Genomic DNA, 21,853 nt, shown 5'->3' with positions numbered 1-21,853 from the left:
CTGAGTCATGGTGGACTCCTTGCGGTTTGCCGCGTGCGTTGTCGCTTCGGGCTACGCCCTTCGCGCCAGCGCACATCAGCACGAGAAACCGACCACTGTCAGATTTAGTCTAGTTCAATACACATTAGCGGTTTGAGCTGCTTTCTTTTGCCTACTTTTCTTTGCAGCAGGCAAAGAAAAGTAGGTGCCGCCCCGCACAGGGGCAACACTAATAAACCACTAACGAATCAAGGAAAGGCACCAAAGCCAGAAGCACAGACAAACCCCCGCCGAGCAGGCAACAAAACCAAACCTTTACCGCTGAGCAAGCGACCGCGCCAAACGCTGAGTCTCCCCCACAAACAACTGCCGCGGCCGCCCAATCTTCTGCTCCGGATCGGCAATCATTTCGTTCCACTGCGCAATCCACCCAACCGTACGCGCCATCGCGAAGATACACGTAAACATCGCAGTCGGAATACCCAACGCCCGCTGCACAATACCCGAATAGAAGTCGACATTCGGGTACAACTTACGCGACACGAAGTAGTCGTCCTCAAGCGCGATCTTTTCCAGTGCCATGGCCAGCTTGAACAGCGGGTCATCATGCAACCCCAACTCTTCCAGCACCTCGTGGCACGTCTCCCGCATCAGCTTCGCGCGCGGATCGTAGTTCTTATAAACGCGATGACCAAACCCCATCAACTTCACGCCAGAGTTCTTGTCCTTCACCTTCGCTATGAACTCGGGAATGTGGTCGACCGAGCCAATCTCCTCCAGCATGTTCAAAGCGGCTTCATTCGCGCCGCCATGCGCCGGGCCCCACAAGCAAGCGATCCCCGCCGCGATACAGGCAAACGGATTCGCACCCGACGAACCCGCCAACCGTACCGTCGAAGTCGAAGCATTCTGCTCGTGATCCGCATGCAGAATCAGAATGCGGTCCAGCGCGCGTACCAGCACGTCGTTGACCTCGTACTCTTCCGCAGGATTGGCAAACATCATGCGCATGAAATTCGCGCTGTAGGACAACTCGTTCTTCGGATAAACAAACGGCTGGCCCACGGTGTACTTGTACGCCATCGCCACCAGCGTCGGCAGCTTTGCGATCATGCGGATCGCGGATACGTCGCGATGCTGCGGATTGTTGATGTCCAGCGAGTCGTGATAAAAGGCCGACAGCGCGCCGACTGCCGCGACCAGAATCGCCATCGGGTGCGCGTCGCGGCGGAAACCGCGGAAAAAGAAATGCATCTGCTCGTGCACCATCGTGTGCTGTGTAACGGTGTTCACGAACGCTTCCTTCTGCTGCGCATTTGGCAATTCGCCCTTCAGCAGCAGGTAGCAGGTTTCGAGAAAGTCGGCGTTCTGCGCCAGATTGTCGATCGGATAACCGCGATACAGCAGTTCGCCTTTGTCGCCGTCGATATACGTGATTTCGGAATTGCATGCCGCCGTCGACATGAAACCCGGGTCGTACGTGAACTTGCCGGTCTGGCCGTACAGCTTGCGGATGTCGATGACATCCGGTCCGAGCGAACCCTGATAAATCGGCAAATCTATCGTCTGGTCGCTATCGGAAAAGCTCAGCGTTGCGTGTGTCTTCGAGTTCATCTACACGGTCCTTTTACTTTCACATCGCACACGTGCCGGCATGCTCGATCGACGAATTGTCGCTTGGCATGCTCAGGCTCCGCTTCCCATTCTACGGATCGAAGGGGCTTTGATTGCGGCGATTGGCCGCAACAATCCATCTCGACTGACGCAACATTCGTTGCGTCAAAGACGTAGCAATACACCGCGCACACACGCGCTGAGTCAGCTAAGCGGTACTGCCTGCCAAATGAAAGTTAGAACGCTTACCGCAACAATGTATTGCGGCAGTCAAGCTGCACAAGCGAGTCCGCTCTGCGATACTGAATCCGTGTTTTGCTACCCCTGCGAACACATCGCTGTCTTGGCCCGCCGTCCTGCGGCGGGCTTTTTTTATCAGCCAGAAAAACAGGAAAGACCGATGAACGCCTCTCTCGAAACGCTGTTTCCCGATCACGTCCACAACGAAGACAACGTCGTCACGGCGCTGAATCATCAGGACATCGTCGTCGCGTTGTCGGCGGCGCTGAGGACGCAAGACGTGGCAGTGCTGCATATGCTCTACCCGCGCACCGACGCCCGCACCCATCGCAGTCTCGATACACTCGTGAATGTTTTGCACGGCCACGGCCTGCATGAAGTAGCGGACCTGATCGCGCAGGAAGCCCACTATCTGCTGTTCAAAGATCCCGTGAAAGCATGGAAAGCCTTCCACGAAATTCGCAACGACTCGCTCGCCATCGGTGTGCATCTGTATTATCACGGCCTCGTCGGCGAAGCCGCGGAACGCGCGCTCGATAAAGACGCGCATCGAAAAGTGTAAGCGCCAACCAGTGAACGGTCGGCGAGTGCCGATCTCTCGGCGCGCGAATCGCCACAAGGAACTCCGCATGGACTCACTACGCGTTTATTGAGCGCGTACCGGCCAGTACTGCGTGAGACTCACCGCGACACAGCGGTAATGCTTCGAAAGTCCCGCGACCTGCGGTTGCCAATAGCGGTAGTCGCACAGCCGCTAGTTGTGCGCGGCGACTCATGCGGCACGCCTGGCACCTGCACGGGCACCGCATCGGCAAACAAAAATGCGCGGAACGTCCCGCGTCAAATCACTCGTAGGCGAGATCGTCAAGTAAGCCGGCGGCAGCCGCCGCGCCCGCGCCACGCACCGCGCAAGTGAGTGGCTCATCGGCGACGCGCACGTCGAGGCCGAGTTCGTTGGTCAGACGGCGCCCCAGATTGCCGAGCAGCGCGCCGCCGCCGGTCAGCACGATGCCGCCATGCGCGATATCGGTGACCAGTTCGGCCGGCGCCGTTTCGAGCGCGCGTTTGACGGCGCCGATCACCTGACGCAGCGGGCCGTCGATCGCATCGGCGATATCGTGGTTGCTCAACTGAACCGTGCGCGGCAAACCGTCGTCAACGCTGCGCCCGATCGCATTCATATGCTCGACCGGCACGTCGCGCAACGCCGAACCGATGCCCTTCTTGACGTGTTCGGCGGTTTGCTCGCCGAGCAGCACGCCATACAGGTTGCGCACGTAACTGACGATCGCCATGTCGAAGCTGTCGCCGCCCACGCGGATCGAGCCGCTATACGCCAGGCCGCCGAGCGCGATCACGCCGACTTCAGTCGTACCGCCGCCGATGTCGACCACCATCGAGCCGGTTGCCTCCGATACCGGAAGGCCCGCACCGACCGCCGACGCCAGCGATTCGCCGATCAAACTGACCTTCCATGCGCCGGCCGCCACCGCGGCTTCCTTGATCGCGCGGCGCTCGACCTGGGTCGCGCCCCCCGGCACACAGACGGTGAACGCGGCGCGGCGGCTGAATAGCGGTCGCGGGCTGGCCATGTCGACGAATTGCCGGATCATGTGCTCGGCGGCGGAAAAATTGGCGATCACACCATGCCGCATGGGCCGCACCGCTTCGACGTTGCGCGGTGCGCGGCCGAGCAGCTGATGCGCTTCGGTGCCCACCGCCGCCACGCGTTTTTGCCCGGCGGCCGACTCTTTCTGAAAAGCCACGACAGATGGCTGGTTCAGCACGACGCCGCCGTCGTCGGTATAGATGAGGGTATTGGCCGTACCGAGGTCCACCGCCATGGCATGACGGAACAGTCGATCGAAAAGCGGGTAATGCGGCGTCGGTCTGGCCATAGGAAGGCTCTGAGATGTCGTTATCCGCCCGTGCCGGGCAGTCTGGAAAATGCGCCCCGGTCACCCGAGCCGCCTGGCACACCCAGTGGGGCGTTCGCGGTCCGGGCGGCGGAGTGATTTCCATGCTAATGACCAGATAACGGCAAGAAGATCAGAATCTTTAGGGCCACTTTTCAATCGGGACTGTGTCAGTCGCGCGATAAAGCGCCAAGCGCATGCTCCAGCGCCTCTCTGCCGAGCGCCACACCGTCGGCGTTGATCGTATGACCAATGCCGGGCAACGCGTAGGCGTCGACGGTATAGCCGGCATGGCTGAATGCATCGGCGGCGTACTCCAGTTCCTGAACCGGGATCACTTCGTCCTCCTCGCCATGCACGAGCGTGAGCGGCGTGCCGTTCTGCGCGGCGATCACCGAAGAGAGCCGCCCCGAATACGCGATGACCGCGGCAGCGCCTTCCGCGCTCGTGGCCACGTGATGCATCGCCATGATCGAGCCTTGCGAGAAACCCACCAGCGCAAGGCGGCCGAAAGGAACCTGCCAATGCGCCAGTTCGGCTTCGAGCATGCGCCGCAGCGCAGGATAGGCGGCGACGACGCGCGCCTCGCGATTGCCCTCGTTGACATCGCGCAGGCTGAACCACTGACGTCCGCCGAAGCCGCCGTCGAATGCATCGGTGCCGTCGAGCGAGGTGAACGCCACGTCCGGCAGGCTCTCGCTCCAGATGTCCGCGAGCGGCATCAGGTCGCGCGCATTGCTGCCCACGCCATGCATCAGCACCACCAGTGCCTTGGCAGGCACCGTCGCCGGCGCGCGCCGCCAGCCATGTTCGAATTGCTCCCAAGCCATATCCACTTCCTTCTAGCTGTACTTTCGGTTCGTCTTTCCGCACGCGCGGCCGACCACGCGGCAACCCGCTGCCTCATGCCTGCTTCATACATGCTTCATACATGCCTCAAGCAGCCTCATGCCGTTCCGTGCAGCCCTAGTCGCGAGCATACGCCGCCGGATCTGCTTTTGTCGTCAGACCTGCATGGGTCGACGACGTAAAAACGTGAATACAGGTATGCTTTTGCGATCATTCGACAGGCCGTCTGTCGCATCGCGCGGGCGGCAAATAACACATCCGTTGCACCGCAATCCGGAGATCGTTTGAGCCAGCCGACTTCCGCGCCAGCCGGCGCGCCGCCAGCACCACCGCCGCCGCTGCAAGGCGGCAAACTGGTTCTGGCGACCATCGCCGTCGCGCTCGCCACCTTCATGAACGTGCTCGACACGTCGATTGCGAACGTTGCGATTCCGACCATTTCGGGCAACCTCGGCGTCTCGGTCGACGAAGGCACGTGGGTCATCACCGTGTTCGCCGCGGCCAATGCCGTGTCGATTCCACTGACCGGCTGGCTCACGCAACGTATCGGCCAGGTCAAGCTGTTCGTCGGCGCAATTCTGATGTTCGTGCTGGCTTCGTGGTTGTGCGGCATTGCGCCCACGCTGCCCATCCTGCTGGTCGCGCGGGTGTTCCAGGGCGCGGTGGCCGGCCCGCTGATTCCACTGTCGCAAGCGATTCTGCTCGGCTCCTATCCCAAGGAGAAATCGTCGACCGCACTCTCGCTATGGGCGATGACGGCGACCGTCGGCCCGATTGCGGGCCCCGCGCTCGGCGGCTGGATCACGGATAGTTACAGCTGGTCGTGGATCTTCTACATCAACATTCCCGTCGGCATTTTCGCGGCCGGCATCACGTGGATGATCTATCGCACCCGCGAGTCGGCAATCCGCAAACCACCCATCGATGTCATCGGGCTCGGCCTGTTGATCACGTGGGTCGCGTCGCTGCAGATCATGCTCGACAAAGGCAAGGACCTCGACTGGTTCTCGTCGCCGGTGATCGTGATTCTCGGCGTCACCGCGCTCATCAGTTTCGCGTTCTTCCTCGTGTGGGAATTGACCGAAGAGAACCCGATCGTCGATTTGCGGCTCTTCCAGCAGCGCAACTTTCTCGGCGGCACGATTGCAATCTCGGTTGCGTACGGCGTGTTCTTCGGCAACCTCGTGCTGCTGCCGCAATGGATGCAGGAGTATCTGAACTACCGTTCGGTGGATGCCGGTCTCGTCACCGCGCCGCTCGGCATCTTCGCGGTGCTGCTCGCGCCGGTGATGGGCCGCGTGTTGCCGCGCTCGGACGCACGTATCATCGCCACCCTCGCCTTCATCGGCTTCGCGATCGTGTTCTACATGCGCTCGAAGTACGTGATCGAAATCGACACCTGGCACCTCGTGCTGCCTACACTGCTGCAAGGCATTCCGATGGCGCTGTTCTTTGTGCCGCTGACCGCGATTATTCTGGCTGGCCAACCGCCGAACAAGATTCCGGCGGCGGCCGGCCTGTCGAATTTCGTGCGGGTGTTTTGCGGCGCGGTAGGCACGTCGATCGCCGGCAATGAGTGGAATAAACGCACGGTGCTGCACCATGAACGACTCACCGAGCAGGCCAGCGTCAACAACCCGTTATTCAATCAGCAGATCGATTCGACCCAGTCGTTGCTGCATCTGAATACGCAATCGGCGCATGCGCTGTTCGATTTCACCGTGAACACTCAGGCCGCGATGATGGGCCTGAACGACATCTTCTATGTGTCGGCGATCATCTTCATTCTGATCATTCCGCTGATCTGGATTACGCGGCCGGCCAAGGGCGGTGGCGGCCCGGATGCGGCAGGCGCGCACTGAGTGCGACACTTCCGGTCCCGGCGACTCCGGACGACCAAGACGACTCCCGGCGATACCAGCCGATAAAGCCTCACGCGGCGCGGGGTCAGCGGAAATAGCGAGCGGGCGTGTCGCCGAATGCGTCGCGGAACACGGCGATAAACGACGACACGTCGCTGTAGCCGACCTCCAGCGCCACTTGCGTGACGCTCCCGCCAGCGCCGAGGCGCGCCAGTGCGACCAGCAACCGCAGTTGCTGCCGCCACTGGCCGAAAGTCTGCCCGGTCTCCTTGGCGAAGAGGCGCGCCGCCGTTCGAGCGGTCACGCCGGCGGCCGCAGCCAGATCGTCGAGTACCCTCTGCTCCGCCGGGTTGGCGTTCAGCACCTCTGCGATCCGCTGGATGCGCGGGTCGCGCGGCCAGTTCAGCGCCAGCGGCGCGGCGGGCAAACCGGACAGGCGATCCAGTAAGACTTGCACGAGGCGCGCGGACGGTTCATCGAGCGGTTTGTCGTGCGGGATTTCGGCCGCGGCAATCAGCAACGCTTTCGCCAACGGGTCGAGCACCAACGCGCCGCTTTGCGCGGGTAGCGGTGCGGCATCCCCATCTGCGTACAGCACATGGAGCCGCACCGGCTCGCCCGCAGACAGACAATGCAGTACGTTTGCCGTCAGCCAGAGCGCGTGGCCTGACGGGATGACCCATCGTCCGGATTCGGCGCGTACGGTCAACACACCGGCGCTCACGTGGATCAACCGCGTGCGACGATAGGCGCGCCACGGCGCGTCCAGCACGTCGTAGCGCTCGTCGACCACGAATACCGGATGTTCGACGCCGTTCGGATCGAAGGCTTCCTTCATGGATGTCCGTTTCGCCTGACTGTCGATAGAAAGGCAGCAAGATTAGCATGGCCGGTGCGAAACCACGTTCGGCCCGGGGGGCCTCGCCGCGCGAACAAATTCGCGTCGGGTTGCCGGTAGAATCGCGGCTTCAACGGTCCGATCCCAATGAACTACGCATCCATCCTCGACCAGATCCATCGCGATCTTCAGCCTTACCTGGGCACCGGCAAGGTGGCCGATTACATTCCCGAACTGGCGAATGTTCCTGCCGACAGTTTCGGCATGGCAATCGTTACGGCCTCGGGCGAAGTGTTCCGCACCGGCGCCGCCGATACGCGCTTTTCCATCCAGAGTATTTCCAAGCTGTTCGCCTGCACCTTGGCGTTCCGGCTGCTTGGCGACGCACTGTGGCAACGCGTGGGGCGCGAGCCTTCCGGCAATGCCTTCAATTCGTTGATCCAGCTTGAAGCCGAACACGGCAAGCCGCGCAATCCGTTCATCAACGCGGGCGCGCTGGTCGTCACCGACGTGCTGTGCCGCCGTTTCGTTCAAGCCGAGACGGCGCTGGTCGAATTCATGCGACGGCTGACGGGCGAAACCAGCATCGACTACGATTCGCGCGTCGCGCTGTCGGAGTTGCAGCACGCCCACCGCAATCGCGCGATGGCGCACTTCATGGCGAGCTTCGGCAACATGGAAATGCCGCCGGAAGTGGTGGTCGCTGCGTATTGCCGACAGTGCGCGATTTCGATGAGCTGCGTCGAACTGGCGAAGGCGGCACTATTTCTGACCAATCATGGGGTTGTGCCTGCCACAGGAGAACGGATTCTCGACACCAGCTCCGCCAAGCGGCTCTCGGCGCTGATGCTGACCTGCGGCACGTATGATGCGGCCGGCGATTTCGTCTACCGGGTCGGCTTGCCGGCGAAAAGCGGCGTGGGCGGCGGGATCGTTGCGGTGCTGCCCGGCGAGATGGCCGTGTGTACGTGGTCGCCCGGACTTGATAGCAATGGGAATTCGCTGGCGGGGGTGCTGGCGCTCGAATGGCTGACGACTTATACGGGGCGGTCGATTTTTTGATTCTTTGTCGTCGCTCGTTCACGGTATGGCGGCCTTACCGGTTGTCCGCCTTCCCCACCGCGCTTTTCCGGTCAAGCCACTCCACAACTGTCAGAGCTTTTTAGAAATGACCAGTGCGCGCTCATCGTAGCCCTTCGCAGCGTTCACCCGTAAAGCTCGCTCACGTAACGCTAGTGCCCAAGTACCGCGCCCAAATTGAGTTCGTCAGCAACTTTTTTCAATCGCTTGTCGCGAGTCCAGATGGTGACGCCGGGCTGCAGCCGCGCGGACGCCAACAGAGACGTGTCGACATATCCGATTCCACGATTGAAAAGGTTCTCGCGTTCGATCAGAAAAAAAGTCTCTTCCGGCGTTGCAATGGGCGCGCGAGGGAGATCGAGCAACGCGCCAAGCACAGCCTCGCGGTCACGCAGACTACCCAGTGAAATCTCTCCAATAACATACGGATGAGCCAACACGCGCTCCTCGACCAGCAAGCTAACCAGCATAGGATCTGAACCGATGATGTGGTCGATCCAGACTGACGTGTCGACAAGAATCATTCGATGCCCTGCCGGCGGCGCGGTGCTCCCTTGATATCCGGCTGACTGCCGCCAAGATTCGCAAGTCGCTTGGCGGCTTCGCGTTGGATCAAGGCCTTGAGGGCCTCGCGCACAAGCGCTGTCTTTTCGTCCAAGCCCGTATAGGCTTGGGCTTTGGCGATCAAATCGTCGTCAAGGGCGATGGTAGTACGCATGCTATCCTCCCGAAATTTCAGCATCAATTATAGCATCGTTTAGTGCTGTTTATTGTGCATTCCCCAACCCGGCGACGAGAAGCGGTCATCAGTCCCTGACGCCAACGGTTATTGCATCGTCGATTTTCAAATTTACCGGAATTGATCGAACGAAAACCAGCGTCGAGGAACGCCAGCGCGTCGACGGGCTGGATGTAGCCTGAATCGTAGTAGCCCCCGCCCTCGTCGGTGGTGGTAAAAATCGCCGTGCTGGCCCATAGCTTCGGATCGCTCTTAACGCATCGACGAATTTCCCGCCACGCCGTTCACCGTCGAAGCCATTGGCGCCGAAATCCGGCAGATGCTGCTTGCGGCCGGTTGAGATTCAGGACGCCGGCAGCGTTGATGACCGCTTGCGGCTGACCCTCGGCCCAATCTGCTAACTCTTGTCGTCCGCATCCGGTTGGTCAATATCTGCGTAGTGGTTCGAATGTTCGGCGTTCTGCGCCTCCGCAAGCAGCGGACATCCGCCGAAGATAAGTCGAGGGCCAACGGGAATCGGCCGGGGCAGCGTTGGACGGCTCGGTCACCTGCACCGCGACCACACATACAGGAACTGCGCGGCCGTCCGGCATATAAAGCGTGCGCGGCACCATGTGGTCGGGGTCGACCTTGCCATGACCGAACTCCGTCGCATCCACCCAGTCCTGTACGAGGACGATGACCGCGGGCCACGAATACGTGGCGCTAGGGTTGCGACAACGCCTTCGAAGACCTGACGAGGTCTTCAAGCATCATCGCGCGCTTTGTCGAGTCCGTATCACGGCTCGTCATGAAGCAAAGTGCAGCGGCCGGAAGACCACTCCGGTCGTGTATCGGCGCCGCCATGCAGTAGCGGAACGTGTGCGACAGACCTTCGGTGCAGCAATAGCCCTGCTCAGCCGCGCGTTCGACATCGCGAAGAAAGTCCTCAAATTCGACGTGCCTGCCGTTGTCGAGGATAAAGTCTTCGTCGGGGATCAGCGCTCGAATCTCGTCTTCGCGCAGATGGGTAAGCAACAGGCGGCCCGTCGCTGTCCACGGGATCGGCACCTTAACGCCGATATCGGAGCTGATATTGAATGGCCGCGAGCTGTTTTCCGACAGCACAACGGTGTACTTGTTTCCCTCCAGCATGCACAGCTGCGCGGTCTCATCGTGGTTCCTGACGAGCGCGAGGATCGCCTGATGAGCACGGCTGATCAGATCGTTGTGCACCGCATAGTCAGAGCCGTAGTAATGCATCTCGCGGCCGAAGAACACGCTGCCGTCCGCCGCCGTCTCCAGCCACCCGGCTTCGGTGAGAATCGTGACGAGTTCGTAGATGCTTGAGCGCGGCGCGCCGGTTGCTTCAATCAGTTCGCGCATCGTCATCGGACGCCGCACGATATGCAACTGCCTGAGAATGCCCACGACGCGGTCGACGCCGCGCGCCCTCGATGATTCTGGTGCAGACATTTGCTTCAACTCCATCGGAGATTGGGCTCGCGGTTTATGTTTTTGTGTGACGCGAGTGCAGCGCGTAACGAAGGACGCTTCGCCAGCTTGTAGCCCCAGGTCCGGTTGCGATCAGTGGTCAAGCACACGATGCAGGAACTGACGCGTACGTTCGTTCTGCGGGTTCACGAAGATCCGTTCCGGAGCGCCCTGCTCCGCGATCACACCCTTATCCATGAACACGACACGATCCGCGGTCTTGCGCGCGAAGCCCATCTCGTGCGTGACGACAACCATCGTCATGCCGTCACGCGCCAGCCCGCGCATCACTTCGGTCACTTCGCCGACGAGTTCCGGATCGAGGGCGGACGTAGCCTCGTCGAAGAACATGATGCCCGGCTCGACTGCTAACGCCCTTGCAATCGCCACGCGCTGCTGCTGGCCGCCTGAGAGCTGGCTTGGATAGTGCTCGGCGCGGTCGGCGAGACCCACGCGATCGAGCGCATCCATCGCCCGCTTGCGCGCATCCGCCGGACTCATCTTGCGCGCCTTGATCAGCGCGAGCGTGACGTTGCCAAGCGCGGTCTTATGCGGAAACAGGTTGAATTGCTGAAACACCATGCCGACGTGCCCGCGGATTTCTCTTGCCCGTCGCGCGTCATGTAGGGGCACTTCGTTGACCCAGACCTCGCCCGAATCGGCCGTTTCCAGGCCACTCATGATGCGCAGCACCGTGCTCTTTCCAGAACCGGATGCCCCGATCAGCACGAGCACTTCGCCAGGCCGCACATCGAGGTTGATCTCTTTCAGCACCTGCGTGGCGCCAAAGGACTTACTGACGCCGGCGAGGTTGATGATGGGTCTGGGCGGCGTGGTAGTGGTGGCAACGGTCATGACAACAGGCTCCTTCTTCGATCATGGTGGCGCACCCACTGCGACAGTGGAAAGCACACGATGAAATACAGCACGGCAACGAGTCCATAAATTTCCACCGGTTTTCCAACCCGGTCGACGATGGCCTGGCCCCCGTGCATCAATTCCGACATGCCGATCATGCTGACGATCGACGTGTCCTTGATGAGCGACAGATACTGGCCGATGAGTGGCGGCATCACGATCTTTCCAGTCTGCGGCAGAACCACCGAAAAGAAAGCCTGGGTCTTGTTGAGCCCGAGGATCTGCGACACCTCCCACTGTCCTTTCGGAACAGCTTCGATGCCGGAACGGAACACCTCGGCAATGTAGGCGCCTTGATAGACGCTCAAGCCCACCACACCGGCAGCGAACACATCGATCGCATAGCCGAAGTACGATACGCCGAAATAGATGAACATCAGCGTGATCAGCACAGGCGTGCCGCGAAACAGTTCGGTATAGAGTCTCGCAACCTGCGGCGTACCCCATGGCCCGAATGAGCGCAACACGGCTGCCAGCAGCCCGATCAGCGTTCCGCCGACAATTGATGCCGCAGACAGAAGCAGAGTCGCCAGCAGCCCCTGAATCAGGATCGCGAGGCTCGTCATTAGCAATTCGCTTGACATTTTCGATCTCCGGTTTGGGCGCTCAGGTACGATCGGCCTGCCGCGCGATGAGGAACGAACGGCGCGTACGTTTCTTCATGACCAGCGGCGGATGAAAAACGCGCACGCCGATCTGGGCCGCCCCCCACGACAGGAAGTTGCTCAACACCAGATAGATGATCAGCGTGATCGTGAAGGTCTGGATATAGAGCAGGGTGCGTGCATTGATCACCGTCGCTGTTCCGCTCAGCTCCGGTAGCGCGATCGCTGACAAAAGCGATGTGCCGAGCAGCAGCTGAATCAGATTGTTGACGATCGCCGGATAGACGGCGCGCGCGGCCTGCGGCAGAACGACCTCCACGAAGATCTGCGAGCGCGAGAGGCCAAGGATCGACGCCGCTTCCAGCTGACTGCGCGACACGGACTGGATACCTGCTCGAAATACCTCGGCCAGGTATGCGCCGACGTTCACCCCTAACGCAATGACGCCTGCCGTGTAGGCGTTGAGTGTGATGCCGAGCGATGGCAAGCCGAAGAACACGATGAAGATCTGCAGCAGCACCGGCGTATTGCGGATCGCTTCGATATAGACACTCGCAATGGCGCGCAGCACTGCGACGCGCGACGCGCTTGCGAGTGCGGTCAACAAGCCGAGCAGCATCGCAAGGATGAAAGCCAGCAGCGTGATCTGGAGTGTCAGCCACGCCGCGTGAACGAAATCATTCCAGTAGCCCGCAAGGGTCAGCCATTCATAGCTCATGGTTCCTCCGTCTCTCAACCGACGCAGAGCAGGCGCGGATTCAATACTGTGGATTCAGCGGGAAGCGCGGGTCTGCGCCGAACCACTTCTTGTAGAGCTGCGCGTTCATCTTCGACGCGTTGACCTGGAACAGGAACAGGTTCAGGTAGTCGAGCCAGACCTGATCTCCCGCCTTCACGCCAAACGCGTTGTATTCGAGAGGAACCAGCGCTTCGTTGGTCACGGTCAGATCCGGATCGAGCGATGCCTGATAGGCGAGGAAGTTGTTGTCCTCGATCATCGCGTCGGCCTGGCCCTGCCTGACGGCGAGGATTGCTGCCTCCGAGCTGTCGAATTCCTGAATCTTGACCTGCATATTCAGCGAGCGCACTTCATCGCCGTTCGTGGAACCCTTGACGGTGGCAATCGTACGGTTCGACATGTCCTTGATGGAATTGATGCCGCTGCTCTTCTTCACGAGCAGCGCCTCGCTTGCTACCACGTACGGATTCGTGAACGCGATTTCCTTCGCACGCTCGAGGTTGCGGGTGAAGTTGCAGAACACCACATCAACCTTGCTGGTCTGGAGGTTCGGAATGCGATTGGCGCTCGTCGTATTCACGACTTCGAGCTTGACGCCCATTTGCTTCGCCAGTTCTTTCGCCAGATCGACGTCGTAGCCGTCAGGCTGGCCGGCCTTGTTGTAAAAGCCGAACGGTGCAAAGGTCAGGCAATCGCCAACTCGCAGCGTCCCGCGCTGCAGGACCTGCTTCAGCGTCGAATTGGCCGCGCCGCCCTGATCGGGCGTGGCAATCTTTGTGCAGCCGGCAAACACCAGCAGAGCGGTCACCGCGAACAAACCAGCGAATTTTGCGCTTTCTGTGACAAGTCTCATTTTTTTGGGTCCCGATCTGAAGTGAGGAGTCGGTGCGTGGAAAAAACAGCGATCGGCGTGGCGTTCGCAGCGTTCTTGAGCGATGAGAGGCGAAACTGACACCCCGTCAATACTCGATTGTCTGATATATCGGATTAGTGTCTGACACAGCAGATGAGACGCAGTGTTCCACGGGAAAAAAATTGTGGCAATGAGGTATACACCCGTGCGGCTTGAAAATCACATGCAAATTCGGGTATCACGCAGACTTATCCGTCTGGCGCAAACGATCGATAGCGAATCCGGTCTGCACAGCGGTGGAAATACACGCCGAACTCGAAGAAGAGATCTTTTGTCCGGCGTAGCGCCTTGTCGAAACTGACGACGCGACCCTCACTCTTTGCAGTGCACAGCGGGTTAGTGCAGGGCTTGCGGTGAAGTTCCATCGCAGGAGGGAGAGATGATTCGCGGACCAATCAGGGCAAGAACCTCTGGATCCGTGATGAAGTCGGCTGCCGAAGTTGCCCCCAAGATCACGTCCGGCGACTGGGGGCGTGCGATGGCAAAGCCCTGCACGTAATCCACCCGCATCGCCTGCAGGATCTCCAGGGTTTGGGCGTCTTCTACCCACTCTGCGATGCTTTGCATGCCAAGGTTGCGCGCAAGCCCGATGATGGCTTCGACGATCGCGGCGTTAGCGGAAAGCTCCTGCATATTCCGCACGAACCCACCGTCGATTTTCAGCGCGTCCGCAGGTAGGTCCCTCAGGTAGGGGAACGACGTGTAGCCGGCGCCGAAATCATCGAGCGCGACCTTTGCGCCGAGCCGCTGCAAGTTGTCGACGAGGCGCCTGGTGTTGTCGAGATCGTGCAACGCCACACCTTCAGTGATTTCAATGCACAGGAGGGGAACAGCAGCCCGGTACCGATGGAACAATTCGCCAATCTCCGCAACGAAGTGTTCATCATTCAACGACGCGCCGCTCACGTTGATGGAAATGAAGCGGGTATGCGAAAGCATCGTGCGATGCTGGTCAATCCACTCCAGGGTTGTTTCCATTACCCACTTATCGAGCGCGGAAATGGTGCCGTTGGCCTCCGCTGCTGCGATGGCCTTTGACGGGGGGATGATCGTCCCGTCCGGCGCGCGCATGCGAAGCAGCACCTCGAAATCGAGCGCGTCGTAAGGCGTCTTCAGCGACATGATTGGCTGCATTTCGAGGAACAGCCCGGCAAGCGGCAACTCGCCGTTGAAGCGCTCGATCAGATTCAGATCGCGTGCGCGTTCGACAAACATCGCTGCATCGCGCGTATAGACGACGACCCGCCCACTACCGTTGAGTTTGGCTTCCCGGCAGGCTGCATCAGCGGTGGAGATCGCATCCTCCGCGCTGAGCCCCGGCGGAGACTCGATCAGTCCAAGCGATGCACGGACATGAAAGGCCCGCCGACCGATCTGGTAGGGCTCGCGATCAATCGCATCGATGATCGACTGCGAAATCGACGCGGCCTGCTCGATCGAGGATTTCCGGAAAAGAATGACGAATTCGTCGCCGCCGATGCGGCACACGCGGTCGCTCGGACGCAACTGCGATTCGATCCGCAGGCAGACCTGCTTCAATACCTCGTCGCCAATGTGATGGCCGAACAAATCGTTGATCAGCTTGAACCGGTCGAGATCCAGGTAGGCGATGATGAGCGATGCCGCTGGGTATGCAGACGAATTTTCCGTGTGGCCGATTTGTTTATCGATACCGCGCCTGTTCAGCGCGCCGGTTAGCGGATCGTGATCCGCCAGAAAGCTCAAAGTGCGTATCGCCTGTTGCCGCTCAGTGACATCCTGAATGGAACCTTCCAGTTGCGAGCCGGCGTAAGCGGCCCTGACAAGATAATGTCTCCGTTTGTCGCCGCCAGATCTGGGGGCGGCGATCACGCCTTCATACGTCGGCAGGCCGATGCCGGGTGTGGCCGCGGTATCTGCGACGCAGTCACTTCTCTCGCGCGACAATTCGACTTCAGCCGAGTCGCTATTCAATGCGTGGCTATAGATCAGTTGCCAGCTGTCGGCGGCGAAATAATCGTCCCAGTGGCGGCCTGTTGTGCCGCCTTTCATGTCCAGCATGGTTTCGAGTGCTGTGTTCCACCGTACGAAGCTACCGTCCGAGGCAAGCGTAAAAAGACCGACCGGTGTGGCTTCATAGGCATGACGCAATTCGGCCTGCACCCGCAATCTCTCGGCCCGCTCGGCGCGGATCTGCTCGGCGATCGCCAACGCGGCCATCAGGCTGGACACTAGCGCTGCGGTTACGCTGTTGAGCGCCGGAAAGAAGAAATGCGTTTTGAAGGCTGCGGAGGCGACCTCGGAGAGACTCGCGAGCAGCGCTACACCCAATGCCGCGCTGTACCAGAGCGCCGTTCTCGACGGGGCGAGCACCAGCAGGCGCGCGAGCATAAAAATCAGCACCGCGATCGCGCAACTGGCTATTCCCCACATCACAGGAAGATAAAGGGGCACCGGCAACAGGATCGATGCCAGAAGCAGGACCGGACCCAAGGCAAGCACCGTTTGGAAGAGGCGTCGATATCCCACGCGGGAGAGATCGTTCCTGAAAAGATTTTGAAATAGTGTGCAGGTCAAAATGTAATAGACCGGCACGGTGATCTTGCGGATTAGCGAAATCCAGCCAAAGGGTATGGGATAGCCGAGCCAACGATCGTCCCATCCCATCGAGATCGCACCGAGCCGCAAATTACCGAAGAGCCACGCGGCGAAAAGCACATAGACCCAGTCACGATTAACGACCGCCGTAATCAACACGAAGGCGGCCAGCGTCACCAGCCCGCCCTCTAGCAAGCCGGAACGCCGATAGAACGTGTCGTTTCTTCGTTTTAGCTCGTCCGTTGACTGCTGAGACGCGCTTAGCACCGCGGGTCCGCTGAAGATGGCCCGGCAGATCACGCCGCCTGGCCGCTCGGAGATGAGCGCAATTCCGCTGCCTGAGAGGGTCATCTCGCCGGATGACGCCTGGTTCCTTGATACGCTGCCGATCGGTACCCGCGTCCTTGCATCGAAACAGGCGATCTGCTGGATATGGCGGGACGGGAACAGTGTCGTCGTCGCGTTCGCCCTCTCCGACCGAGACGTGTGGATATCAAACCAGATCGGCGTCTCGCTAAGATGCGTGTCGTAGCGTGTCTGCAAAGGCTGAGAGGGAAGCGCGGCGGCGGCGCCGTCCACGCCGAGGTGGCCGTCCGGATCGCTGAGTACGTGCATCCACAGCGGTGTACCGCTCTCGGGCTCCGGCGCGGCAGCTGGGTACAGCGACACGAGCAGCGACAGAATGCCGATGGCAACCGGCACTGCATAGTAGGAAAATAGCTGCGAGAATGCGTTAATCGTCAGGCCGGAACGGCTCCAGGTCCGATACCGCTTGGCTTCAAACCATTCCATGCAAACCTGCCCGTCAAGGTGGAGCTTTGTCATCTTTCCCGCCAGTGAAGTCGTGGGTTCGGGCGGCGGGGCTTCGTTAAGCATCGTCAGCACCAGAAACGCGCTGACGATGCTTCTTCATCGTTTTACGGCAAATCAACACTTAACATGAGGCTGTCTCGTGTATCGACTACCGAAGCACGGCGCGGTCAATCAAGGCAGGCAGCCTAGACGGGCAGAGCATCTGCGCTGTTCTGCAGCGAGCCAGACGAGCTCGTCGTATCCCCGAAGGAACTCGCGCTTCTGACCCAGTTTAGAGAAGGCGCAGCGCTCAGGTCGATGTCCTGATGATGCGTTACCAGCATGAACTCGTAGAGCGGGTGCCGCGCCTCACGCCACCGCCGCTCGGTGGTGCCGACGTCAAACGCCATGATACGGTGCGGGATGTTGGTTGCGTGGGCAAGGGGAATAAACTCTTTGTCGCCATAAACGTCGCGAAAAAGCAGCGCTGCGTATTGCCGGTCAAGTGGCGTCCGGGCTGCGATGGCCATCCAGTCGATCTGCTCACGTACGCAGTATAGATACAGCGCCTTGAAGAGCCCCAATTTGACCATCCGGCCTGGCTCGCCGGCCTCCACGCCAAGTCGCGTGGCGCCGACAAGTCGGCCGGACAGCCAGTCCGGCAGTTCCAGAGACTGCTCGAGTGCGAGGGGGCGGAAACAGTTGCTCTGGATCCTCATCGTCCCGACCGGACTGCGGTCGAGCTTGGACTCGGCGAGTAGCACGAGTCCACCCGGATCGCGGTCATACGGCTCTTCCCGATCCATCGTTCGTGCGAACTCCGGCACGTGTCGATGATAGGCCGCCTGCCGCATCCTGAGTGCGCGTAATAGCGCTTCATCGTTATCGACTACACGTACCGTGAATGGCAGGCGCGCTTCGGCTTTGCGCCGCGACATTCTGTCAGTATCGTAGTCCGTGGTTGCCGGAATGGAAAATGCCCCGTGAGTATCGTCGGCGTTCGCGGTTTGGTTCTTGTCTAGCATTGTAAAAACTCCCGATTGAGCTGCCCCCGGCTGGTGGCAGTAGAGGGAGCTTCGCACGGCCACTAACGGGCTGTTTGAAACGGCGCCGTGGCGCACCGTTTCCGCTTTTTTCGCCAATGCGTCGCTGCCGAGGAAGTCTGGAGCGGTCGCATCTTGCTGATTGGCGGCCCAACTGCGTGGGGAGCCGTCACGCCCAGTCAAAAATGCGGCGATCAACCGTGGTTGGCCAGAATGGACCGACGTTGGGTAGCAGATGTTGGATCTCGATGCATCCCGGCCAGTGTGATGGCGCATGGCGTGACGGATACTGCGTTGCCCGGCGATTCCGCGTGGCGGATGGCTGCCGGAAAAGGTAGTCCCAAGCGACGACACGCTGCGACCGTTGCCACCGGCGTCATTCGCAGCCACCGGTCACCCGTTGGCTGGTGCATGAGAGCTTGTGAGCAGGCACCCCGTTGCGTGTCCGAAATCCAGCAGGAAGCAGAGCCGCTGCGCAGCCGGCTCCCCCAAACTGCCCGAATGCTCGAGCGGTTCGCGGCAGGCGCATGACATTCCCACCTGCATTCTGTCAACGCGCGGACGATGCCAAAGGGCGTGGCTTGACCGGCACCGCAAACCTTGATGCCGCCGAACGGGTTGGCCAGCACATAGATAGCGCTACTCGATCGATGGGCCTACGGAACGGGCGCGCGATAACCCCCTCGCTACCAACGCACTCCGGTTGGGGAATGGCCCGATTTATGGGCTCGTGTCTTCGTATCAGCCTTTCCTGGAAGGCTCACCTCGCCAGCGACATAGGTTTGGATGGAGCGCCAACTGACGGTTGAATTTATTGATTCCAGCATCCGTACTGCCGTACCGTGCCCCGCAATAAGGATTTTCATCCCAGAGCGACCACAATATCTTGTGATGGAATCGGCAACTATCTGTTCGCCGGCGCTGACTCGGGTGGCGAACGTGCCGCCGCGATGTGTTCGCTGATTGGCACCTGCAAGTTGAACGGCATCAATCCGCGTGTTTACACGGACTTTGTACTGGCCCACATAGCTGACCATAAAATCAATCGCATCGACGAACTCCTGCCCTGGCGCGTAGCCGACAAGCTCCGCAAACAGACCAGCCCACTGCCTCCTGATGCCTGACGCGACCAATCCAGATAGATCATGTCCATGATCGACGACCATGGACATGATCTCACCCGATCTACCCGTAACTATCCATGTCATCATCATGCCTCACGCGCGTGTGCGAAATCGAGCCCGCGCGTCGTGAGCCGCTTACAATCCGGCAGCATTTCGCGTTGCCCAGACATCAAATGAACGCGGCACGTCATCGTGCCGTACTCAAAGAACGCTTCGCGACATGGCATGGTTGGACTGTTACTGGCGCAGTCGAGAAATTTATCTGATAAGGATAACTACTCTTGAGCTATACAGGTAGTCTACGCCCGACAACTTGACGGAGCCCTCGTGTGTAACGCGGGTTTGAACCACGCCCTTTACATGAAGACTTCGACGCCAGCGGCATCGAACGTTCCCTCTTCGATGACGAAATCAGAGCCGTCTTTGGTGCTTGACACCTCGAGTCGACACGAGTGCACATAATGGGTCGCCCTTCATGACGACACGTCTAACCAGAGGTGATTCATACGCTTCGCTACAGCTGCTCACTGACTGCCATTAGCCAACCGAGTCACCAGCACGCGCAGCCGCTACTCTGTCGCCGATCATGAAACGGACACTTCGCGCTGCCGAATGTCTGTCTAAATATGTTCGGTGTCACGCAGTCGCTTCAATGATCGCATGGCGTAATCGTTTGCACGCGGAAAGAATTTAGCCCGCCAGCACAACTCGCCGCCGTGTGAAGCCATAAATAAAGGATTGCCATGCCTACGCGAACCGCCTCCCTCGCCTTGCGTGAAGCCTTTCGATGCTCTGGCCAACAGTTGGATGCCATACTGCAGTTTGCCCAGGAACAGGGCCTAGAGGAACAGCCATTTTGGTCAGTGGTCCTCGAATGGTGCCGTATCGTGACTCCAGCTAGCTCGCTCGATCTGCTTCGAGAAGGTCATCCAAAGTGACACACCGCCGCCTCGAAGCGGCAGCATAGCCAGACGGCTCGACTTCGTGACTGATAGTGGGTAGACGCAGGCCACATACACGCTGAAAAACGCGAACGACAGCGCAAGGATCAACAGTCCAGTCATCGAGGATTTATCTTGAGGTAGTCGTCCTTTCCGTGCATGTACGGACCCGACGCCTTCCTTCAATCCAATGGGCATGCGCACCCAGCGCGTACCGCTATTTCGCCGCCATCCGCAACGCGCCATCAAGACGAATCACCTCGCCGTTGAGCATGACGTTCTCGCAAACGTGTGCGACGAGCGCTGCGAACTCGTTGGCCCGTCCAGGTCGCGCGGGAAACGGCACGGACTGTCTCTAACGCTTTCTGCACCGCCCGGGGCATTCCGGGTAGATGGGTGTCTCGAAGATGCCCGGTGCGATGGTCATGACGCGGATGCCATCACGCGCAACTTCCCGCGCGATAGGCAAGGTCATCCCGCAGATCCATTCCATTTCCTTGTTGCTCAAGTTAGAGACACTGCATGCCGCCCATGCGCGGCAGCCGACGTTACAGCGCGTCTTTTGCGTTGCGTTCCCTGCCCGGTGTGCGATCAAAAAACTTCCGGTAGCAACGGCCAAGATGGGAGGCACCGGTGAACCCGCAGCGCATCGCGACGTCGAGCAGCGAGTACGTCGATTCATGGAGCAGCTTCTGCGCCGCCTTCAGCCGCAACTCAAGATAGAACTGTGACGGGCGTACGTTGAAGTGCTTGAGCCACATCCTTTCGAACTGGCGAGGCGAAATTCCGACCAGTGATGCGATGGTCTTCATCGGAATAGGACGTTCGATGTTCTGTTCCATCAGCGTAATGGCGTTGACAACGCGCCGGTCCTCAATACCGTAGCGCCACTGGATCGCCATTTTCTGGCTTTCCTGGGATGCCCGCATTCGCGTATGGATAAACTGGTCGGCAACTTCGGCCGCTAGTTGATGACCATGCTGACGAGCAATCAGGTCAAGCATCAGGTCAATCGCGGCGGTACCTCCCGCACAGGTCAGGCGATCGCCGTCGATGCAATAGAGCTCGCGGGTCACTTCGATGGATGGAAATTCGTCGGCAAGCGCCCTCAAGGCCTCCCAGTGGATCGTGCAGCGCCGCCGCTCGAGCAGCCCGGCCCGCGCAAGGATCAGTGTGCCGAGACTGATGCCTCCCACAGGCCGACCTGTCGCGGCATACCGCCTCAGAAACTCGAAAGTCTGCTCATTGCGATAATTCTCCACGCCGATGCTTGCCACCACAAAGAGATGACTGAATTCGGGTGCCGAGGTCATCGCGAACCCGGGCAGTAATGCAAAGCCGGAACTCGAGGACACCGGTTCGCCGTCAGCACTGATGAGATGCCAGCTATAGAGAGGCTTGCCAGCCAGCCTGTTGGCCGCGCGCAGCGGCTCGGTGGCCGAACTCAGCGCCATCATCGAGAAATGCGGAACGAGGAAGAAGCCCACCTGCTGGGTCGTCGGGTTGCCTTTAGTGTTTTCTGATGGGTCCATGAGGGCGTGTGGATCGATGACGGGTGAGGTCGCCAGTATTCGGGCAGGTACATATGACGGCCCCTTCGTCGAAGTCTCG

General features: G+C 59.9%; 18 protein-coding genes and 3 pseudogenes. 4 read left to right on the top strand and 17 right to left on the bottom strand.

The annotated features are described in order from the left end of the window. Positions 1-294: 294 nt before the first annotated feature. Complete coding sequence (gltA, locus tag ACAX43_RS31920; protein WP_370712318.1) at positions 295-1,593, bottom strand: citrate synthase; 1,299 nt, start codon at positions 1,591-1,593, stop codon at positions 295-297. Between the two features lie 400 nt (positions 1,594-1,993). Here gltA and ACAX43_RS31915 point away from each other — a divergent pair, with 400 nt between their 5' ends. After that, positions 1,994-2,395, top strand: coding sequence for a hypothetical protein (locus ACAX43_RS31915; protein WP_370712317.1), 402 nt, complete (start codon positions 1,994-1,996; stop codon positions 2,393-2,395). A 99-nt stretch (positions 2,396-2,494) separates the two neighbouring features. On the opposite strand, the pseudogene ACAX43_RS31910 reads toward ACAX43_RS31915, so the two are convergent. From ACAX43_RS31910 to ACAX43_RS31900, 3 genes and pseudogenes are all read right to left on the bottom strand, one after another. Next, a pseudogene (locus ACAX43_RS31910) lies at positions 2,495-2,584 on the bottom strand (alpha/beta hydrolase); the annotation flags it as partial. A gap of 94 nt (positions 2,585-2,678) precedes the next feature. Then, positions 2,679-3,731: a rod shape-determining protein gene (locus ACAX43_RS31905; RefSeq protein WP_370712316.1), complete on the bottom strand. Its 1,053-nt coding sequence runs from the start codon at positions 3,729-3,731 to the stop codon at positions 2,679-2,681. A gap of 188 nt (positions 3,732-3,919) precedes the next feature. Then, positions 3,920-4,579, bottom strand: a complete 660-nt coding sequence (locus tag ACAX43_RS31900; RefSeq protein ID WP_370712315.1) for an alpha/beta hydrolase — start codon at positions 4,577-4,579, stop codon at positions 3,920-3,922. Between the two features lie 303 nt (positions 4,580-4,882). Here ACAX43_RS31900 and ACAX43_RS31895 point away from each other — a divergent pair, with 303 nt between their 5' ends. Continuing rightward, positions 4,883-6,460, top strand: coding sequence for a DHA2 family efflux MFS transporter permease subunit (locus ACAX43_RS31895; RefSeq protein ID WP_370712314.1), 1,578 nt, complete (start codon positions 4,883-4,885; stop codon positions 6,458-6,460). Between the two features lie 85 nt (positions 6,461-6,545). On the opposite strand, the gene ACAX43_RS31890 is transcribed toward ACAX43_RS31895, so the two are convergent. Then, positions 6,546-7,298, bottom strand: coding sequence for a helix-turn-helix transcriptional regulator (locus ACAX43_RS31890; RefSeq protein ID WP_370712313.1), 753 nt, complete (start codon positions 7,296-7,298; stop codon positions 6,546-6,548). Positions 7,299-7,445: 147 nt separating this feature from the next. Between ACAX43_RS31890 and ACAX43_RS31885 the strand changes: the two genes are divergently transcribed. Beyond that, the gene (locus tag ACAX43_RS31885) at positions 7,446-8,360 is read left to right on the top strand and encodes a glutaminase (protein ID WP_370712312.1); all 915 of its coding nucleotides are present in this window, start codon (positions 7,446-7,448) and stop codon (positions 8,358-8,360) included. 170 nt (positions 8,361-8,530) lie between these two features. On the opposite strand, the gene ACAX43_RS31880 is transcribed toward ACAX43_RS31885, so the two are convergent. The 9 genes from ACAX43_RS31880 to ACAX43_RS31840 form a co-directional block, all read right to left on the bottom strand. After that, on the bottom strand, positions 8,531-8,902 hold the full coding sequence (locus tag ACAX43_RS31880) for a type II toxin-antitoxin system VapC family toxin (RefSeq protein ID WP_370712311.1): 372 nt from the start codon (positions 8,900-8,902) through the stop codon (positions 8,531-8,533). After that, the gene (locus tag ACAX43_RS31875; protein ID WP_370712321.1) at positions 8,899-9,096 is read right to left on the bottom strand and encodes a type II toxin-antitoxin system VapB family antitoxin; all 198 of its coding nucleotides are present in this window, start codon (positions 9,094-9,096) and stop codon (positions 8,899-8,901) included. The genes ACAX43_RS31880 and ACAX43_RS31875 overlap by 4 nt, the downstream gene beginning before the upstream one ends. A gap of 726 nt (positions 9,097-9,822) precedes the next feature. Further along, the gene (locus tag ACAX43_RS31870; RefSeq protein WP_370712310.1) at positions 9,823-10,572 is read right to left on the bottom strand and encodes an IclR family transcriptional regulator; all 750 of its coding nucleotides are present in this window, start codon (positions 10,570-10,572) and stop codon (positions 9,823-9,825) included. A 111-nt stretch (positions 10,573-10,683) separates the two neighbouring features. Further along, positions 10,684-11,445, bottom strand: coding sequence for an amino acid ABC transporter ATP-binding protein (locus ACAX43_RS31865; protein ID WP_370712309.1), 762 nt, complete (start codon positions 11,443-11,445; stop codon positions 10,684-10,686). Continuing rightward, positions 11,442-12,092: an amino acid ABC transporter permease gene (locus tag ACAX43_RS31860; RefSeq protein WP_370712308.1), complete on the bottom strand. Its 651-nt coding sequence runs from the start codon at positions 12,090-12,092 to the stop codon at positions 11,442-11,444. Before ACAX43_RS31860 ends, ACAX43_RS31865 begins: the two co-directional genes overlap by 4 nt. 22 nt (positions 12,093-12,114) lie before the next feature. Then, positions 12,115-12,831, bottom strand: coding sequence for an amino acid ABC transporter permease (locus tag ACAX43_RS31855; RefSeq protein ID WP_370712307.1), 717 nt, complete (start codon positions 12,829-12,831; stop codon positions 12,115-12,117). A 40-nt stretch (positions 12,832-12,871) separates the two neighbouring features. After that, positions 12,872-13,705: a transporter substrate-binding domain-containing protein gene (locus ACAX43_RS31850; protein WP_370712306.1), complete on the bottom strand. Its 834-nt coding sequence runs from the start codon at positions 13,703-13,705 to the stop codon at positions 12,872-12,874. Positions 13,706-14,101: 396 nt separating this feature from the next. Then, entirely contained in the window at positions 14,102-17,167 is a 3,066-nt protein-coding gene (locus tag ACAX43_RS31845) for an EAL domain-containing protein (RefSeq protein ID WP_370712305.1), read from the bottom strand. Positions 17,168-17,340: 173 nt separating this feature from the next. After that, the gene (locus ACAX43_RS31840) at positions 17,341-18,159 is read right to left on the bottom strand and encodes a hypothetical protein (protein WP_370712304.1); all 819 of its coding nucleotides are present in this window, start codon (positions 18,157-18,159) and stop codon (positions 17,341-17,343) included. Between the two features lie 911 nt (positions 18,160-19,070). On the opposite strand from ACAX43_RS31840, the pseudogene ACAX43_RS31835 reads away from it, so the two are divergent. Beyond that, positions 19,071-19,301, top strand: a pseudogene (locus tag ACAX43_RS31835) (transposase domain-containing protein); the annotation flags it as partial. Positions 19,302-20,161: 860 nt separating this feature from the next. Here ACAX43_RS31835 and ACAX43_RS31830 read toward each other — a convergent pair. The 3 genes and pseudogenes from ACAX43_RS31830 to ACAX43_RS31820 form a co-directional block, all read right to left on the bottom strand. Then, positions 20,162-20,365, bottom strand: a complete 204-nt coding sequence (locus tag ACAX43_RS31830; protein ID WP_370712303.1) for a hypothetical protein — start codon at positions 20,363-20,365, stop codon at positions 20,162-20,164. Between the two features lie 94 nt (positions 20,366-20,459). Continuing rightward, a pseudogene (locus ACAX43_RS31825) lies at positions 20,460-20,726 on the bottom strand (SDR family oxidoreductase); the annotation flags it as partial. 64 nt (positions 20,727-20,790) lie between these two features. Further along, positions 20,791-21,774 carry a GlxA family transcriptional regulator gene (locus tag ACAX43_RS31820; RefSeq protein ID WP_370712302.1) on the bottom strand — a complete coding sequence of 328 codons (984 nt, stop codon included), beginning with the start codon at positions 21,772-21,774 and terminating at the stop codon, positions 20,791-20,793. Positions 21,775-21,853: the final 79 nt, after the last annotated feature.

It is taken from the genome of Paraburkholderia sp. IW21 (assembly GCF_041321145.1).
Lineage (GTDB): Bacteria > Pseudomonadota > Gammaproteobacteria > Burkholderiales > Burkholderiaceae > Paraburkholderia.
Note: the sequence above shows the minus strand (reverse complement) of the source record. Positions and strands in the feature narration are given on the sequence as shown.

Excerpts from the sequence above, each read along its gene's own strand:
- ACAX43_RS31890 (WP_370712313.1), bottom strand. The coding sequence starts at position 7,298 with ATGAAGGAAGCCTTCGATCCGAACGGCGTCGAACATCCGGTATTCGTG.
- ACAX43_RS31840 (WP_370712304.1), bottom strand. The coding sequence starts at position 18,159 with ATGCTAGACAAGAACCAAACCGCGAACGCCGACGATACTCACGGGGCA.
- ACAX43_RS31860 (WP_370712308.1), bottom strand. The coding sequence starts at position 12,092 with ATGTCAAGCGAATTGCTAATGACGAGCCTCGCGATCCTGATTCAGGGG.
- ACAX43_RS31900 (WP_370712315.1), bottom strand. The coding sequence starts at position 4,579 with ATGGCTTGGGAGCAATTCGAACATGGCTGGCGGCGCGCGCCGGCGACG.
- ACAX43_RS31870 (WP_370712310.1), bottom strand. The coding sequence starts at position 10,572 with ATGTCTGCACCAGAATCATCGAGGGCGCGCGGCGTCGACCGCGTCGTG.
- ACAX43_RS31820 (WP_370712302.1), bottom strand. The coding sequence starts at position 21,774 with ATGGACCCATCAGAAAACACTAAAGGCAACCCGACGACCCAGCAGGTG.
- ACAX43_RS31880 (WP_370712311.1), bottom strand. The coding sequence starts at position 8,902 with ATGATTCTTGTCGACACGTCAGTCTGGATCGACCACATCATCGGTTCA.
- ACAX43_RS31875 (WP_370712321.1), bottom strand. The coding sequence starts at position 9,096 with ATGCGTACTACCATCGCCCTTGACGACGATTTGATCGCCAAAGCCCAA.
- ACAX43_RS31845 (WP_370712305.1), bottom strand. The coding sequence starts at position 17,167 with ATGACAAAGCTCCACCTTGACGGGCAGGTTTGCATGGAATGGTTTGAA.
- gltA (WP_370712318.1), bottom strand. The coding sequence starts at position 1,593 with ATGAACTCGAAGACACACGCAACGCTGAGCTTTTCCGATAGCGACCAG.
- ACAX43_RS31865 (WP_370712309.1), bottom strand. The coding sequence starts at position 11,445 with ATGACCGTTGCCACCACTACCACGCCGCCCAGACCCATCATCAACCTC.
- ACAX43_RS31905 (WP_370712316.1), bottom strand. The coding sequence starts at position 3,731 with ATGGCCAGACCGACGCCGCATTACCCGCTTTTCGATCGACTGTTCCGT.
- ACAX43_RS31830 (WP_370712303.1), bottom strand. The coding sequence starts at position 20,365 with ATGACTGGACTGTTGATCCTTGCGCTGTCGTTCGCGTTTTTCAGCGTG.
- ACAX43_RS31850 (WP_370712306.1), bottom strand. The coding sequence starts at position 13,705 with ATGAGACTTGTCACAGAAAGCGCAAAATTCGCTGGTTTGTTCGCGGTG.
- ACAX43_RS31855 (WP_370712307.1), bottom strand. The coding sequence starts at position 12,831 with ATGAGCTATGAATGGCTGACCCTTGCGGGCTACTGGAATGATTTCGTT.
- ACAX43_RS31885 (WP_370712312.1), top strand. The coding sequence starts at position 7,446 with ATGAACTACGCATCCATCCTCGACCAGATCCATCGCGATCTTCAGCCT.
- ACAX43_RS31915 (WP_370712317.1), top strand. The coding sequence starts at position 1,994 with ATGAACGCCTCTCTCGAAACGCTGTTTCCCGATCACGTCCACAACGAA.